Genomic DNA, 15,715 nt, shown 5'->3' on the forward strand with positions numbered 1-15,715 from the left:
AAATAAGAGCGCCATTGACTCGTCAAAGGAAGAAAACATAACCAATGCCCTTGTTGAAATCAAAAAAAGATTAGTTGAGAATAAAGAGGATAATCACAGCGAGGATGCTTACTTCATCATCAACGCCATTGCCAACCCAAGTTGCCACAATTTTCAAAAAATCCGCGAAGCTTTATCAAAAAACCACGCAATTAATGAAACAATGAATAGGGGTTCAGACTAATCCTTTGATTTGACCGTCAAAAGGATGATTAAATTGCCTAAGGAAGATTCTATAGTTAATTAAAAATTAAATGATCTTTTTTTAAGACTCTGATATTGACTTTTATTTTCAAAAATGTAAAAATAATTAACCAATATATGCGGTGTTCTGTTTATGCGTTTTTTTACAGCAAGTGTAATTGGCTTTTTTAAACAAAAAGTAAATTCATCTCAACATAGCATACGAAAAGAGACTTTTAAAAAAGAGGCCAATAAAGTAGCCGATCTTTTAAAAGCAAGACACGATCAGACTATATATAAGCTTATAAAAGCTGCTCAAGAAAAAATCATAGCGGATTATGATAGGCGTCGGGTTGATTATGAAAAGCGATTTGGAAATTATACGTTCGGCGTGAGCCCAGTTAAAGACAATTGTGTAAAACAATTTCACGAAGATTCGGAATTTTATGCATCTCAAGATGACAAAAGATTAGAATCAGTTATAAATACAAATACTCCGGAAATAGAACTTTCAGATCTGTTTAAAAGGCTAGCTCAATACGGTGTCACAGACGAGTCGTACCCAATTATAGAAACTCTAAAAATAGAAATGTCTACACAAAAACCGGAATTATCGAACATAATTTCTGACTTCCTAGAAGACCAACGTTTACAAATTGATCGTCAGCTAGAAGAGGATAGATTTTCTAAAACGTCAAGCCCTAATTAATGATCTTATCTAATTTTGGACGATCTCATTATAATTATATTGATCAATATATGATGTTAATGAATTTTTATTAAATTTGCATTGGTTAAAGGCTTTGTTTTTTAGCTCAATAAATAAACAAAATAGGTCAATACAATTATGTTAAGGTTATACTTCTTCACATCTACAATCCCCCTGAAGTGTGGAATAAATGCCCAATAAATATGCCAATAAAAAAGGTTGAAATGTACCTAAGCAAAAATATAAATTAAGGAATTGGTCTGAATATAATGAGGCATTAAGGATATCACTATTTGGTTGTCAGCTGATGCGGTTGCCCAGTGGTATGAACGGGAGCGAGTTTATGATGGAACAGGAACTCCAAGTCGTTTCAATGATTTTGCGATTATTACCTGTCATGAAATAAGCCAGGTCTATAGTTTACCTTTGCGGCAAACCCAAGGATTTATAAATTCTGGGGCTTGGGGAGTAATGGAACGGTCAACCGACTTAAGGATTTTCAGTCAGCTATAGTATGCTTTATTTACCCTATGTTTCCGTCGCATCACCTATAAATATCTGAGTTGCGGGTTTTGAGCTTCCAAATTTATCCCTAAATTTTAGAAAAGGAGTCTCCACACAAGTGTATAATAGCCAGCCACCAACGAGACTGAATAAGATTACTAACAACAGCATAAGAATGTTGGATTTTGTAATAATAGAATCAGACAGCATTAATTCAGTGACAGGTAGATAGCGTTAATGCACCTGGAATTTTAATTCTATATAACATTGTATTGGAGCTTAAAGCAGCCACTGTTAATGCTGCAAAACTCACAGATCGTAAAAGATAACCAAAGGCAGTGGGTACAAATCCAAAAAGGTTAGATAGAGGATAGCCTGTAAAATAACAGCCAATTAGACCGATTAACATAAACCAATTACCTTTGTGTGATTCATAGACATCGTTCAATTAATTGGTAGATTTACCCGCGTTATGAAAAAGCAAATTAAAGCCAGGTTAACTTGGGTAAATCTATATCTTGAAACTAAAGATGCAGGATATGTTTGCCGTAAATGTGGTATTTCTCGTCCTACCCTGAGAAAGTGGTACAGGCGTTATTTAGAAGCTGGTATCGATGGATTAAATGATCAAAGCAAAAAGCCTCATTTGTCACCCGGTAAGAAGTTAAATTCAGAGCTGATTAATCTAATTCTTGATTTGCGTATCAGTCGTAATTTGGGCGCCAGGCGTATCCAAACTGAATCGATTAGATTGCATAACTGTTCGCTTTCTTTGGCGAGCATTCATAAAGCGCTAACTAGCAACCAGACACAACCGATAAAAAAACTTAAGCGGAAAAAGAAATTTCAGCGTTATAGTCGTCCTATTCCTGGTGAACGTATCCAGATGGATACCTGTAAAATAGCACCCGGAATTTATCAATATACTGCTATTGATGATTGTTCTCGTTGGCGTGTACTAGAGATTTACAGACGCCGAACAGCCACTAATACACTACATTTTTTAGACTTGGTTCTGGAGCAATTCCCTTTCCCTATACAGCGTATTCAAACGGATAGAGGATTAGAATTTTTTGCTGAAAAAGTTCAGCTAAAAATGATGGAATTAGGTATTAAATTTAGACCCAATAAGCCAGCTTCTCCTCATTTAAACGGCAAGGTAGAGCGATCGCAAAAAACAGATCTTGAAGAGTTTTACGCTATTACAGATTTATCTGATTTCGAAACTCTCAGAGAAGAGTTAGCTCAATGGCAATTTTTTTATCACTGGCAGCGTCCTCATGGTTCACTAAAAGGAAAACCACCCTCGGCTATAGTGGCTGAATTAAGCGAAATAACTCCCTTCAGTGAAGAGGTCAGTCATAACTATAAAATAGACAACGAACGCATCCAAATAGCCAATTATCATACTGATTTGATTATGAAAAAATTGAAAGGATCTCTATGAATTACACACTTTAGGAAATATAAACTACATCCAACTCATGAACTTTATCTTCAGCCAGCTTCATCATAGCATTATTCATTTCATTTAAAACTTTGCTTTAAAATTAATACTTCACGCCTAATTTCTTTTTTGAGCTGTTCCTCTGTCGGCAAATAAAGTTGATATTTGGCTAGCAAAAATCTGTTTGGCTTTATCTCCTAGCATATATTTAGCCATTTCTTTCCTTTTTTCCGTACAAAGAACCAGTCCAATTGTAGGATTATCATCACTTTGCTTTATTTCTTTATCAAAATAATTAACGTATAACTGCATTTGTCCTAAATCAGCATGCGTGAGTTTCCGTGTTTTTAAATCAATAATTACATAACATTTTAAAATCACATGATAGAAAACCAGGTCAGCATAAAAGTGATCTCCATCAAAAGTTAATCGCTTTTGCCGTCCAATAAAGGAGAACCCCTTGCCTAGTTGCAATAGAAATTGCTGTAAGTTGTTAATAAAGGCTTCTTCACGTTCTGATTCTACTAATTTATTCGATTCTGGAAGCCCTAAAAATTCTAAAATTACTGGTTCCTTTATAGCATCATCAGGTCTATTAATTTCCTGCCCTTTTGTAGCTAGCTTAATCAGACCTTCTTTATCTTTGCTTTTAGCCGGTCTGTCATAAAGTAAACTATTTATTTGCCTTTTTAGCTCTCTTCCACTCCAACAATTTTATTCTGCTTCAATTGCCTTTAATACTTTATAACGCTCCTGATTTTAATTGAATCAAGTAAATCAGCTGTGCGAGAACTTATAGAACCTAAACGAATTTCTGGGAAATCCATTTCTACTTTATTAATCGCATCAACTGCATCCATAGTTAAAGAATTTTCAATCAAGGCTTCTAATCCTGCTACTTTTTTTGCCTTCCGGTCCTTATGAGGATAAGGCCAGCAACTATTAATTTCCTTATTTAGTTCATTTATCAAATTTCGTATATCTGTAATCTGTTGTTTGGAAAGACTAGATTGTTTTTCTTCATTTGCATGGGGAGTATTTTCTGATTGGCTTTTGCTAAATAAACCTCTAGCTAACACAGTTGATAAAACGGAAAATACAAAATTAGTTCCAAGGGCTGTATTTAAATTGGCTATAAAATTTTCTTGAAAAAAATTGGTAGTTGTATTACTTCTATATTCGCATCAGCTTTTCTTTTTATGAAATAAGGTTCGAAAATTGCTCCTATACCGTTTGAAATAGTTTCAATTAATTTTTTTAATGGTTCGCTTAAACCATATATATCTTTTAAATCCATTTCCTTCCTAAGAATTTTTTAAAATTATAAAAATATTCGGTAATTAATTTGAAATTTTTCACCAATCCGTTTTGCCAATTCTTTACCTATATTGCGCCTACCATTCTCCATCGCAGATAAATTATTTTGAGAAATATTTAATATTTTAGCTAATTCAATTTGACTCAAACCTTCTCTATGGCGCAACCCCTTTAACAAAAGTCCAGGCTCACCGCCTTCCTTAATAAGATCACCAAAAACATCATCAATAGATAAATGCGTTTTGTTTTCTTCTTTAACTCTATATTTTTCAATAACCCCTACTGGCAATGCATAATGTACTCCATGCCAAGTAACCATAGCTATATTTTCAGTATGGGGCTTTTTCATGTGTTCCGACATAATACACCTCAATAAGCTTTATTTGTTTATCGATAACTTCCCAACAACAAACATAAGTTGGCTTTCCTTTCATTAAATGACAATGACGTTTATCTCCTATCATGCCTTTTAATTTCCCATAATTTTTCCAACCACCACTTGTACTTGGTCCATTTCTTTCGATATCACGAAGCAAAAGTAATAAAGTAGCTTTAGCCGATTTAGGCAGCTTCTCTATTTGCTTAGCAGCTTTGTTTGTTATTTTTATTTTCCAGCTCATAAAACAAGGATATATCTATTTTTGATATATGTCAATATTTGATTAGTTGGTTGGATTAATAACAAAACCGGGTGCGGTTTAATTGAAGAATTTTTCGTTATGAGAGCAATCAACTCTTATGTGTTACGGCTCGCTTTCATAAATAAGTCGGCTCGCAATCATCTCATTTTTTGGCCCAGATTAACTGCGAATATAATTTAACTTTGACTCACTTTAACTGCCATTATAAAATTACTGGCCCACATTAATTGCAAATGAGCCCACATTATTTGCCACTGAAATGCTCATTTAAACCTCCATTAAAATAGAATTCTTCTTCCATCTCTTTTGGTAGAGGTAATAAGTCTTTGGGGTTTTTTGTCAAATAAGATACAATAAGACTAATTTTTATTAGATTGGGTTTTATTAATATCGCAAAAATTATCTTAATGAATAAAATTATGTCAGATGGTAGCGGTGATTTCTCACATTTCCTGGATATCTATCTTTTTTTACGCGCTCATCCTAAAACCCGTAATTTTGAATTAATACCTGTGATTTGCTGTGATAAAGATCCTGTTAAAACTCAAGTTGAATCACGATTTAAAAAAATACTGAGTAAAATTGAATCGAATAATATCCCTCTCTATTTCTACGGAGACGAAGAGGCATATGATAATGACTTATCGAAAAACAAATCACTAATTCGGTGCTTCTCTGAAGCTGTTCAAATTATTAATATTTCATATCCTGCTATTGGCACTTTCAAAAAATTGCTGAGTTATACTAATCCAAAAGCCAGGTTAAAATCGATTGGAGAACATGAATATAGTATTGCTTCTCAAGGATGGATATCCAGATCATTGGGTCTTGGCCCAAATAGTTATGGGATTAAGTGTAAACAGATTGAACCATTACTACCAGCTGATGCTTTTGCTGTAATGGAAAAAAATGACCCATTATTTACCCAAGCATTATTGAAATCTACCAGTTCAGATACTTTTTTTTCATTCCAAGCAAATAATATATTTACCTCAGCTTATTTTCAGCATACAAGATCAGCCGATTTAAAATTATTCTTGTTATTATTTGCTGTTAATCAAAGTCTGCCAAAAAATAAGGATATTGTTATTTATTTGTCCTCAAACACCGTTAATAAATTTGTAGAGGAAATTAATAACTCTCATGAGTTTAAAGAAATGTTGAGTGGTACCAACCTCAAACGAATCGAATGGATTTCTCCTGACGACGTCCAGATTAACACTGAAATTAATTTAACTGGCAATAGAATAATAAAAATTTTATTTGGATTTAACCTTTGTGATAAATCCTACAGCGCACTATATCAATGTATAGGGATAGCTGCAGTAACAGGAGATAATACTCTGGAGCAGGCTATCTCATCGCATGTATTACCTTTTTATCGCTCCTTTAACTATGAGAATAAGAAAGCAACATTATGGGCGCTTAAGAATATAATTAAAGAAAATTTCAAGGACTTATCTGAAAAATTACTTCAGGATTTGCAATTGTTTTTTGAATATGCACGTCTACCTGGAAAGGATAATAATCCACGATGGTTAAAAACATACAAACAATTCGCTGAAGAATTTAAACATATGGATTTGATATCCATGATCAACACTTGGCCTGAAATTGCAAAATACATTAATGAAAAATATAATTTTTTTAATAAATTGGAAGAGATTTTTTTTGAGGATTTAGATCCAGAACTACTCATAAATGCTCACACATTGGATAATGAAGTAAATAAACAGAACTTGCAGTCTCAAGTTGTATTTACCCAACAGGACCATTTCAGCTTTTTCAGGGAGAATAAAAATAAAATTCTTATTGGAGGTGCTATAGCAGCATCGTGCATTTATTGGGCTACTAATACATTATAAGAAATTTGCCAATCACGCTTTAGTGTATCCGTTTTTTTGTCATTCATTATTTAGCTACTAGAACTTTCTCCACCAAAAAAACGCTCGTTTTCCTGGTGGTCAATATCTCAGAATAGATTCGCTGCCCGATAATTGCATCAATCAAGCCTTGGTGTTGATGACTTGATACACGAGCTGGCAGATGACTCCGGCTGAGCAGCATGATGATCAAAAAATGAATGCGCTACTTTTTGGCCTTCCTCAGTCAATGATAACGTTCCCAAAATGGTCCGAATCGATTGTTTGTTATAACAACGTTGGGGATTGCCTTCCAAAGAACCGCGTCCTTTGAGTCCTCCGCCAAAAAATGCAGTATGATATCGTGGATCATCAGAATCTCCATAGTCAAAAGTGATGTCTTGCAAGCCAAATACCGCCAAAAATTGGGCGGCAATAAAGGCTTCCAGAATCGCGGTTTGCTTCTCGTTCAAATCGGTACGTTCAAAACGACCTGAAACGAGATATACCTGCAAAAAACCATCCCGTTGACAAATATATCCTGCATAGTATGCGCTGCCATCATAATCGCCTTCTGCCAATGTAAGTGATGGATGTCCGTAGCGATCATTCCAATCAATCAGAGCATGCAGTGACTGCGAAAAGCTTTCATAAAAGCCGGTATATCCATATTCTTTCTCATAGGCGTTTTTAACCCCGGTTGCCAAAATAAAATCACTCCTGAGTGCCCAAATACGCTTTTCGCAATAACGCAATGGACCACGAGCAACTGAAATATCCTGGTATCCAGGATTGATGCTGGTTTCATTGGGATAGCAGTATTTCTTGCGGACAGGCGTTATATTTTTCTGAATATACTGCTCTGCTATCCCGAGATTTGTCTCAACGCAGGCTAATTGTATGGCAGCAGCTATGCGTTCAGATGTATAAGTGCGGGAAACCTTGCTTTCGGGGAAGGGGATGTTGCGAAAAAAAAGCGCAGAGTCCGCATCATCTTCATCAGGAATTGTATCGTAAAATATGACGGGTTGTAGGCCATAAGCCCTGTTGAATTGAATGGCTAACCAGGCTTCCACAAATTCGGTTTGAAGTGCTGTTAACGGTTCAATGCCTTCCTCGGATCTTCCGGAACGATTATATCTGCCCGAAGAAAGAAATACCTCAATCGCCGTCTCTCTTTGGCAAATGAACCCGGCGTAATAAACCCTGTTGTCAGGTGCCCCAATGACCAGTGAGGGATGCCCATATCTGTCATTCCAGTCAATAAAAGGGTATACGGAAGGATGAAATGTATCTTTCAAACCTTCGTAACCATGTATTTGCTCGGTATTTTTAACACCAGTCGCCAAAATAAAGTCACTACGCAATACAAATATGCGTTTTTCATGTAGGGGTTCTTTGCAGGAAGGTACGAAATTTCCCAGAACACCCTTACAACCCTTTACCAGTCTGAGTTGAAGCCAATAAATTGATTTTTTCATTGCTCACCAATTTTTTTATAACTTCATGTAAATTAAGACATTCCTTATCATTATAAAATTCATAAACTCCAATCAAGTTAATATGCAGCCATGCAACGGGCGATAGACGAATTATTTTCAAACATTCCTCCTCCATTTTGTTCTGTTTGTAATGCTCATAAAGTCCTGTCAGAAGGGAGGCATTGTAAAAAATAATGCAGTTGGACAGTAGCCGCGCGCATTCGTTATTAATGGTTAGCTCAATCTCGGTTTTACCAGCTAATTTTCGACTACTAATCCTTGCGATAGCAGCTCTGAGCTGGTGGTATGACTCGCCCCTGTTTAAAGAACGATGGACTGTTTTACGCATTCCTTCATCATCAATATAATCAAGCATGTACAGAGTCATGATGATTTGATCCAGTTCTATCAATGCCCGTAACGTATCATTAGATTGGTATGACGATAATTTTTTGATAATAGTGCTTTGGCTGCTCTTTTTCAGCCCCAATGTTGCCATTATTCTTAAAATATTGTCTCACTCTTTAATGATTAACCGCACATTCACTTTCTTACTTGGCTTTACCAGAAGTCCTTCATAAAGCTTTGGATCATCAAAACTGACAAGGTTATTTCCAGCTTTTTTATCCAATTGGGTAAATCGTGGCATAAATCGGTACCCGAAAAGAAAGAGTATGATGAAATTCACGCGGTTTATACTGTGCATGTCTCCGGATATAGCGGCGATTTCAATATCGCTTGTATTACTATTAATCATATCAAACAGGTAATGACTTTCATGCTCGTTTGCTCCGATAATTTTAGTACACAGGGGTAACCAGTTTGCGCATAAGGTGTAGGCTGATACCCCTTGCCCTAACCCAAAATATTTTGTTGAAAATCGCGCCATAATGGAATTGAATTTTGTCTCAAGCTTTTGGCCGTCTATGCTCGCATGAATTCCGTAGTCAGCAAGCGTGTATTTTTCAAATATGGGAAGTTTCTTCAAACGATTCATAACTACGTCACTGGCTTGTGTTAACGTCATGTGTCGAATAAAATCAGCGTACGTTGACTTGAGGTCATGCTCTTTAACATCGCTAATGTCTTTCATTTTGTCAATATCAATACCAGTGCCCTTAGCAACCAGGCAGGCCGACAAAACGGATTCATTCACTTGCTTTTTACTACCTGTTGGCAATATATGAGTGAATCTTTTCATGAAGTCTGTCTGACTATGCGTAAACTGTATAATTTTAGCAATACTGGTTAGCGGCATGTTTTCATAAAATGGATTATTAACCCCATCGTCTGATTTTTTATAAGGTAAAGTCCAGCGAACTACCTCTCCTTTTTTATTGTGCTTCAGTTTGATTTTTTTGTTTTTGCCGGAAGTAATCTTATCATTGACTTCTTTGTAGCGCAGCCCTAATCGGCTTTCAAGCTCTTTAAGAAGGTTGTTGATATGACTCGCCAGCAGCTTATTTTCCAAGCGTTTAATGATCGATTTCTTGTTTTTATCCCAGTCGTGTTTTGGGTGAAGCTCGTCATTTAAGGCTCGGTACGATAAGCTATTATAAACAGTGACTGAGCCTGATTTTATTCCCTTTTCAATTTGAAGGGACAGCATTACTTCGTATTTATCCGCATCAATGTACTTTGTTTTTTTGCCGGTTGTACTCAATCTGATTTTTTTAATAGCATGGCGTCGCAAAATCTTAGGTATAAATTCAATTGGAATATCTTTGAATTGATAAGAGCTGAACACTTTATTACTGGCATAGTGTTCCTTCAAAAAGGTAATTGCCGCTTGCAGTTCCTTGTTTTTGCTCTGAAAATCCAATGCCTTAAATGCGGCACGTGTATTAAGCTTAATTGTAGGTGCTGTTTTTTTATAGTATTCCCAACGATAGAATTCGGGTGTGAAATTTGGTTTTTTTATTTTTCGTATGAACTGTTGAAAGTTTTCTTGCGGTACAATCTCATAGGCTTTTGTTCGTATGGCGTTGTCTGCAACTTTCTTATTGTTTACCAGCGATAAAATCGCAGCGGCAGCATCACGATGGTCTTTGTCATCATCCTTGGCACTAACTATTGCCTCGGCTTGATACTCTTCCGCTTCACCTGCGTAGAAATTCACTTTGTGAGTAAAGCTGCTGATTATATGATCACTGATTTTTAAATATCGATTGTACGCGTAACACATGAGGTATAGTCTGGATAAATTCTTTTGTTTCATAGTACGCAACCCGTAAACTGTGTGATATACAGCCAAGTCAGCATAGTGAATTATATTTTGCTCTGAAATATCCAGTTCTTTGATGATTTCAATGGATTTTTGATAGAGCGATGATAAAAATTGATGCTTTTTGATGGAAGCGTTAATCTCTGCTGTTGTAAAATCTTTTTGGTCTTTTTTTAATGTCGTCAGTTGATAAAATAACTCGTCTTTTTCCAGGAACTCGGCCAATAGTTTCCTGAAAAGCTTATCCATTAAGATATAGATTTTGTTACTTAATCTATTTTTTTCATTGTTCAGTGCCTCAGATACCATGTCTTGTAATGTAGTATAGGATGGCCTAATAATCTTATGCTGATGGAAGTATTCCAGAAGAGAATCAAACACGTATTTTGGCACAGCATGTTGCTTCATCAATTCCCTGGCATAACGAATTGCTTTATCCCTGTGATGGCTCGAGTAGAGTAATGCACCATATTTTTTCAAAATGGCGTTACGATTATCATAGTGATGTCGCTTGCTTATTTTTGTTTTGGGAAATTTCTCTGAGGGGAAATATGTTTTGATTACATACCAGGTATCCTGTCTTTTCCTTTGAAACGTGATATGGTGAAAATAACTTGTGATTCTAAAGAATCCGATTTGCAAAATATAATTAATTTTTTTGGGAACGTTATTAAATGAGTTAAGGTATGCTTTATCTTCTTCATCTAACTCAAATATAAAAGGCCTATCTTCATCATTCAGGGTAGGTAATTTGTATAATTTATTAATGTCATCACTGGACAGTATCGTTAGTCGAGCCACGGGGTCTTTTTGTATAACTTAAAACGGACGTTATTGTACATCAGATTTGTTGCGGTCTTACACTTTATATTTTTATACTTAACTGTATAATTATATCTGTTATTTAAGGTTAAACATTAACGGACTATTTTTTGAGTAAATTATGGCCAAAACAATTGCCTATATTCGTACATCGACCGACAAACAAGATTTGAACAATCAAAAGCTTGAAATTTTTGAATTTGCCAAAAAAAATCAATTGGTAGTGGATGATTTTATTGAGATGACCATCTCAAGTAGGAAAACCAGCAAAGAACGGCGTATTGATGAAATGCTTTCCGTATTAAATGATGCCGATATGCTTATTGTCACGGAATTAAGTCGCTTAGGACGAAGCGCTGCGGAGGTTATCGGTTTAGTTAATGAATTAATTAAAAAACAAGTACGAATAATTGCCATTAAGCAAAATTTGGATATTAAGCAGCATGATATGACATCGAAAATTATGATTACTCTGTTTTCACTTTTTGCCGAACTAGAACGCGATCTCATTAGTTTGAGAACAAAAGAGGCGCTTGCCAATAAAAAATCACAAGGAATAAGGTTGGGTAAACCGAAAGGTACTGTTCAAAAAAGTAAATTTGATAAAGATTTAGAAAAAATTAAAGAATTGTTGGCATTAGGCTTGTCAGTTAGAAAAATTGCTAATCTATTGGGGTTCAGTAACCATATTGGGCTAAATACCTATGTTAAAAAGCGAAATTTACGCCAATCAGAGAACTTGAGTTACCAGAGTCAATTACAAACTAGTTCATACATGAACTTTTGAGGTTACGATGAAAATTATTGAGTTACCACAGGAAAAATATTTTAATGTTCGTAATTTTTTCAATGTTGATTATCCTAATCTTGCATTTGTTCTTGCTGTTATTGAACAGAAGATTCCGGGCAGAATTTTTGTAGATATTGAAAACAATCCAACCACTTGTCTAGTTTTGTGTAGCGGTCTACCCTATTGCTTTATTGCTGGCGAATTTAATAGAGAAGTATTTACTAATTTTTTGTTAATTTTGAAGGAAAAGGTCTTCGTAAAGTTAATTTGCCCATTTAGTAGTACCAAGGAGCAAATAAACTTAACAGCTTATGGTTTTGAGCCTATTGAGCGATTACAATACAGATATAAAGACGGCTCTAAAATACAAGATTGTGCAGGTAATAGTGAGTTCGATTTAATACCTGTTCATAGTGAAGAAACTTTTTCATTATGTAACTGGTATTCATTTATGACTAGTATGTATGGCAACCCAGAAAATTATCTAAAAAATTGCATCGGTCTTACTTTATGGGATCGAGAAAAAAGACGCGTTGCAAGTGAAGCGCATGGAGTTATAGCAGAAAATCTGATAGAAATTGGAACGATAACAAACGAAGAATATCGTGGTAAACACTTATCAACTATTGTCTGTAATAAATTAATACGCGAATCAATTAAACAAGGATTACATCCGATTTGGACTTGTGATAAAGCTAATATTGCCTCTTGGAAGGTAGCAGAAAATCAAGGGATGGATGATAAAATGGAATATACATTTTACTCATTTAAGAATTAAATAAATTTAAACAACGAATGGGAAAAAAGAGAGCACTCTTCTTGGGTTTCTCTTTTTTTTTGTGCTGTATGAATTTTATAAAATAAAGAAAGTATTAATTTACATTAGGTTATAGAAAGGTTGATGCGTAATAAAAAAATCGATTTATTGTCTTCAGCCTATACTAGCAAAGTGTTGTATGGATAGTCTGGGAAATTCCGTACCTTCCTGCAAAGAACCCCAAATACATTGATTTTCGCCTTACCCCAATACCAATTAGTTCTGTCTATAGCGTTATAAATCTTCTGGTGAGAATTAAAAAATAAGGAATAAATCCAACGAGCAATCCAGATAAAATCCAATTCAAATGTTGAAAAAAATCGGTATATCCTTTTGTAGCGTGAATCAATGCTTGCTTTAGTACCATCCATTGCAACCGCTATTTCGCTTAAGTTGACACTTCTTACCATAAATAGCGCTAATAACATTTGAGCAAAACAATCTTCCCGTGACTTGTGCCAATTCAATTGCTGACTTAAAATTCCTCTCACTCGCTGATATATTTCATATTTACATCCTTTTTTAGACAAAATGATTATATGAAATACATTTAATATCAGCGAGTTATTTCTAATCTCTCTTCTTTGTATTCGTTTTTTGTCTGGCACAAAGGCTAAGCCGGACAGCCTAGCATCCTGTTATAGCTCTTCTGAACTCACAAGGAGCCATCATTTTAATTCCCTCATCGGAAGCGTTATTATTGTAATCCTCAAGCCAGGTATGTAAGTTATTCATAGAGATTTAGCATTTATCGGGCCATTAAAAGCGATATGATCGCGCTTAAAAGTTTTAGCAACAGCCTCGGCCATACCATTAATTTCCGGGCTTAATTCCATCTAGCGCTGGCTCTATAATCCTTGCTGCATAAGGGTTATAGTGGGGTATGCTGATAAACCAGCGCTAGATGGAATTAACCCCTTCTTGCCATGGGTGTAACAGCTTCTATTCCAGCGCGCATATCCTCATTTAAGCCGGCAGTGATTATAGCATCAACGGCTGCCTTTGTGCCGCTGTAGACTGCTGAGTTGAGTGAAGGTAAATGTTGTGTCAATATGAATTCATAGTAATCTATTACCCGTTTGGCTTAAATTTAGAAAATGCCTCATTAAGTTTGGTATAAAGATCCTGTAGTGGACTTGTCTTTTCCACGAGTTGATGAACTTTCTCAAGCTCAAACAAAACGGGGTATCCTTTTTCATATAATGTAGACCAATATTTGAAACTCTTCTGCAAATTTGGAAAATTTTCAGAAGTTCTCACCTCTGCCAGCTTTTTTGCTAATACATACATTGCTATGTCATCCCCTTGATGAGCCAAAATTTCCAAACGTTTAATATAACTTTGAGATAACTCTTGAGTACCCGGTTTATATTTCTCAGCAATAGCTTCTTTTTCTAAACTAACGATACTCTTATTAAAAAAAGTCAGAATCCCAGAATGCTGTTTATAAAATTTAGAAGAGAATTTTTTTAATTCCCATTTTTCACGCTCTAACTCAGTATCAATATAGGCAGCAGAGTTCTCAAAAATAGTAATTCCAAGATTATGAGAGTTGATGGTTTTTTCTATTATGGTTTTCCATTTTTCTAGCCCTGAGATTTGTATTTTTTTAAGTTGAGGCATTAGTTTGAGTAGTTGAACTACCTCGTCTTTCTTCAGATAGGCTAAGCCGAGATCGATGCTGGTTATTTTGGTCAGATCACCGCAATGACTTAAAATTAAAAGAGGGTTCGCATGTAAAGATAAATTTAGGTGACCATCCTTTACTTTGGGAACATGAAGCTTTTCCTTTGTTAATACGTAGACTAAATTTCCTTCTTCTAATTTGCTGGGTTGATAGTGAGCATGCCATCCTATTTTTTTAGCATTTTTTCGGGTAATGAGTACTTCATTTTCCCCTCCCAAAACCATAATATCCAGCACACGATAAGCTTGCTGAAAAACTTCCAATGCTTCTAATGTATTGTTGAGCACTAAGCGAGTGATTGAACCGCTAGCAGTAGCAGCAACCAAAAAATTCTTATTGGAATTTTGTTGTTCTATTTCTTTAACTAGCTTTTCTAAAAAGTGAGCCTCCGCCACACTAAATTTGTAATTGGGAAATTTTAATTTTGCTGTCTCAATACTTTTATCATTGGGATCAATGCCTATAGCAATAACATCTTTGGGAATTGATAAAAGCATTTTTGCAGTTAACTCCAAACAGTCTCCTAATCCTGTTCCAATATCGACCACTATAACGTCATTGTTTGATTGTTTCTGCATAAATGCAGAAACAATTTTGGCAATGGATTCTCTAATAATTTCATAATCCTTATGGGTTTTTTCATCATATATTTGCAAATTATCGAACTGTGAAACAAGTAATGCAGGGACTCTAGGGCGTAAAAAAGCCGACTCAGGATAAACCTTTGCTTGTTCTAATAAGGGTTTTAATTTTTTAAAGCTTGCAGGTTCAAGCTTGAATAGAGCAACTACACCATCCGTTCCTGTAATTTGCACAACACTACCGAGTGGTTGAGGTGGGTATTTATTAAAATCAGGTATAGTAAAAAGATCGATTTTCTTAACTGTTGAATGGTTTGACGATCTAACCGAATGAATCGTCATACCAGTGCTATCATCAATTAGTTGATGTAAAAAAGAGTCGTCCTTATTGAGGGGATGAAGGCTTTCAATAATAGCGCTGATAAGCTTATCTATCTCTTTCATAGTAAACCCAGGAAGATGGTTTAATTTAATTATAGATACATCTCACCAAGGCGCCGTCAATTGCCCATATATCCAGCCTACTCGCTGACCAGTTAGATTTGGTCGCGTAAATTTTGATCTATCTACCTTGGGATGACTACCCTTTCAATCTATAGCTGTCGCGGCTC

At 35.4% G+C, this 15,715-nt stretch carries 15 protein-coding genes and 2 pseudogenes; 6 read left to right on the top strand and 11 right to left on the bottom strand.

Annotated features, from left to right (window positions below):
• Positions 1 to 376 precede the first annotated feature (376 nt).
• Together OQI99_RS01325 and OQI99_RS01330 are read left to right on the top strand one after the other, a co-directional pair.
• Entirely contained in the window at positions 377 to 931 is a 555-nt protein-coding gene (locus OQI99_RS01325; protein WP_265731142.1) for a hypothetical protein, read from the top strand.
• Between the two features lie 190 nt (positions 932 to 1,121).
• A pseudogene (locus OQI99_RS01330) lies at positions 1,122 to 1,387 on the top strand (transposase); the annotation flags it as partial.
• Positions 1,388 to 1,649: 262 nt separating this feature from the next.
• Here OQI99_RS01330 and OQI99_RS01335 read toward each other — a convergent pair.
• Entirely contained in the window at positions 1,650 to 1,844 is a 195-nt protein-coding gene (locus OQI99_RS01335) for a hypothetical protein (protein WP_265731143.1), read from the bottom strand.
• A 63-nt stretch (positions 1,845 to 1,907) separates the two neighbouring features.
• On the opposite strand from OQI99_RS01335, the gene OQI99_RS01340 reads away from it, so the two are divergent.
• Positions 1,908 to 2,882, top strand: coding sequence for an IS481 family transposase (locus tag OQI99_RS01340; protein WP_265731144.1), 975 nt, complete (start codon positions 1,908 to 1,910; stop codon positions 2,880 to 2,882).
• A gap of 117 nt (positions 2,883 to 2,999) precedes the next feature.
• Here OQI99_RS01340 and OQI99_RS01345 read toward each other — a convergent pair whose 3' ends face one another.
• From OQI99_RS01345 to OQI99_RS01365, 5 genes are read right to left on the bottom strand one after another with little or no spacing between them, the layout of a single operon-like run.
• Positions 3,000 to 3,563: a PDDEXK nuclease domain-containing protein gene (locus OQI99_RS01345; protein ID WP_322783709.1), complete on the bottom strand. Its 564-nt coding sequence runs from the start codon at positions 3,561 to 3,563 to the stop codon at positions 3,000 to 3,002.
• Between the two features lie 53 nt (positions 3,564 to 3,616).
• On the bottom strand, positions 3,617 to 3,961 hold the full coding sequence (locus OQI99_RS01350; RefSeq protein WP_265731145.1) for a hypothetical protein: 345 nt from the start codon (positions 3,959 to 3,961) through the stop codon (positions 3,617 to 3,619).
• Between the two features lie 53 nt (positions 3,962 to 4,014).
• Positions 4,015 to 4,179 (bottom strand): hypothetical protein, encoded by a 165-nt coding sequence (locus tag OQI99_RS01355; RefSeq protein WP_265731146.1) that lies wholly within the window; start codon positions 4,177 to 4,179, stop codon positions 4,015 to 4,017.
• A gap of 24 nt (positions 4,180 to 4,203) precedes the next feature.
• Entirely contained in the window at positions 4,204 to 4,548 is a 345-nt protein-coding gene (locus OQI99_RS01360) for a helix-turn-helix domain-containing protein (protein ID WP_265731147.1), read from the bottom strand.
• Complete coding sequence (locus OQI99_RS01365; RefSeq protein ID WP_265731148.1) at positions 4,529 to 4,819, bottom strand: type II toxin-antitoxin system RelE family toxin; 291 nt, start codon at positions 4,817 to 4,819, stop codon at positions 4,529 to 4,531. The genes OQI99_RS01360 and OQI99_RS01365 overlap by 20 nt, the downstream gene beginning before the upstream one ends.
• A gap of 440 nt (positions 4,820 to 5,259) precedes the next feature.
• On the opposite strand from OQI99_RS01365, the gene OQI99_RS01370 reads away from it, so the two are divergent.
• Positions 5,260 to 6,705, top strand: a complete 1,446-nt coding sequence (locus OQI99_RS01370) for a hypothetical protein (RefSeq protein ID WP_265731149.1) — start codon at positions 5,260 to 5,262, stop codon at positions 6,703 to 6,705.
• Positions 6,706 to 6,842: 137 nt separating this feature from the next.
• On the opposite strand, the gene OQI99_RS01375 is transcribed toward OQI99_RS01370, so the two are convergent.
• Both OQI99_RS01375 and OQI99_RS01380 read right to left on the bottom strand, forming a co-directional pair.
• A complete protein-coding gene (locus tag OQI99_RS01375) occupies positions 6,843 to 8,183 on the bottom strand; it encodes a hypothetical protein (RefSeq protein ID WP_265731150.1) in 1,341 nt (446 codons plus the stop codon).
• Positions 8,134 to 11,208, bottom strand: a pseudogene (locus tag OQI99_RS01380) (Tn3 family transposase). Before OQI99_RS01380 ends, OQI99_RS01375 begins: the two are co-directional and overlap by 50 nt.
• 142 nt (positions 11,209 to 11,350) lie before the next feature.
• Between OQI99_RS01380 and OQI99_RS01385 the strand changes: the two are divergent.
• Together OQI99_RS01385 and OQI99_RS01390 are read left to right on the top strand one after the other, a co-directional pair.
• On the top strand, positions 11,351 to 12,016 hold the full coding sequence (locus OQI99_RS01385) for a recombinase family protein (RefSeq protein ID WP_265731151.1): 666 nt from the start codon (positions 11,351 to 11,353) through the stop codon (positions 12,014 to 12,016).
• 7 nt (positions 12,017 to 12,023) lie between these two features.
• The gene (locus OQI99_RS01390) at positions 12,024 to 12,797 is read left to right on the top strand and encodes a GNAT family N-acetyltransferase (protein WP_265731152.1); all 774 of its coding nucleotides are present in this window, start codon (positions 12,024 to 12,026) and stop codon (positions 12,795 to 12,797) included.
• 158 nt (positions 12,798 to 12,955) lie between these two features.
• On the opposite strand, the gene OQI99_RS01395 is transcribed toward OQI99_RS01390, so the two are convergent.
• The 3 genes from OQI99_RS01395 to OQI99_RS01405 all read right to left on the bottom strand — a co-directional run bounded on the left by OQI99_RS01395 (position 12,956) and on the right by OQI99_RS01405 (position 15,548).
• Positions 12,956 to 13,444: a hypothetical protein gene (locus tag OQI99_RS01395; protein ID WP_265731153.1), complete on the bottom strand. Its 489-nt coding sequence runs from the start codon at positions 13,442 to 13,444 to the stop codon at positions 12,956 to 12,958.
• Positions 13,445 to 13,746: 302 nt separating this feature from the next.
• Positions 13,747 to 13,887 carry a hypothetical protein gene (locus tag OQI99_RS01400; RefSeq protein WP_265731154.1) on the bottom strand — a complete coding sequence of 47 codons (141 nt, stop codon included), beginning with the start codon at positions 13,885 to 13,887 and terminating at the stop codon, positions 13,747 to 13,749.
• A gap of 20 nt (positions 13,888 to 13,907) precedes the next feature.
• Complete coding sequence (locus OQI99_RS01405) at positions 13,908 to 15,548, bottom strand: hypothetical protein (RefSeq protein ID WP_265731155.1); 1,641 nt, start codon at positions 15,546 to 15,548, stop codon at positions 13,908 to 13,910.
• Positions 15,549 to 15,715 lie beyond the last annotated feature (167 nt).

Source organism: Legionella sp. PATHC039, assembly GCF_026191275.1.
In the GTDB taxonomy this organism is placed as follows: Bacteria; Pseudomonadota; Gammaproteobacteria; order Legionellales; family Legionellaceae; genus Legionella; species Legionella pneumophila.

What these genes read in the sequence shown, in the direction of transcription:
- OQI99_RS01335 (WP_265731143.1), bottom strand. Translation starts at nt 1,844, where the DNA reads ATGTTAATCGGTCTAATTGGCTGTTATTTTACAGGCTATCCTCTATCT.
- OQI99_RS01390 (WP_265731152.1), top strand. Translation starts at nt 12,024, where the DNA reads ATGAAAATTATTGAGTTACCACAGGAAAAATATTTTAATGTTCGTAAT.
- OQI99_RS01375 (WP_265731150.1), bottom strand. Translation starts at nt 8,183, where the DNA reads ATGAAAAAATCAATTTATTGGCTTCAACTCAGACTGGTAAAGGGTTGT.
- OQI99_RS01360 (WP_265731147.1), bottom strand. Translation starts at nt 4,548, where the DNA reads ATGAAAAAGCCCCATACTGAAAATATAGCTATGGTTACTTGGCATGGA.
- OQI99_RS01340 (WP_265731144.1), top strand. Translation starts at nt 1,908, where the DNA reads ATGAAAAAGCAAATTAAAGCCAGGTTAACTTGGGTAAATCTATATCTT.
- OQI99_RS01325 (WP_265731142.1), top strand. Translation starts at nt 377, where the DNA reads ATGCGTTTTTTTACAGCAAGTGTAATTGGCTTTTTTAAACAAAAAGTA.
- OQI99_RS01370 (WP_265731149.1), top strand. Translation starts at nt 5,260, where the DNA reads ATGTCAGATGGTAGCGGTGATTTCTCACATTTCCTGGATATCTATCTT.
- OQI99_RS01385 (WP_265731151.1), top strand. Translation starts at nt 11,351, where the DNA reads ATGGCCAAAACAATTGCCTATATTCGTACATCGACCGACAAACAAGAT.
- OQI99_RS01405 (WP_265731155.1), bottom strand. Translation starts at nt 15,548, where the DNA reads ATGAAAGAGATAGATAAGCTTATCAGCGCTATTATTGAAAGCCTTCAT.
- OQI99_RS01355 (WP_265731146.1), bottom strand. Translation starts at nt 4,179, where the DNA reads ATGGATTTAAAAGATATATATGGTTTAAGCGAACCATTAAAAAAATTA.
- OQI99_RS01365 (WP_265731148.1), bottom strand. Translation starts at nt 4,819, where the DNA reads ATGAGCTGGAAAATAAAAATAACAAACAAAGCTGCTAAGCAAATAGAG.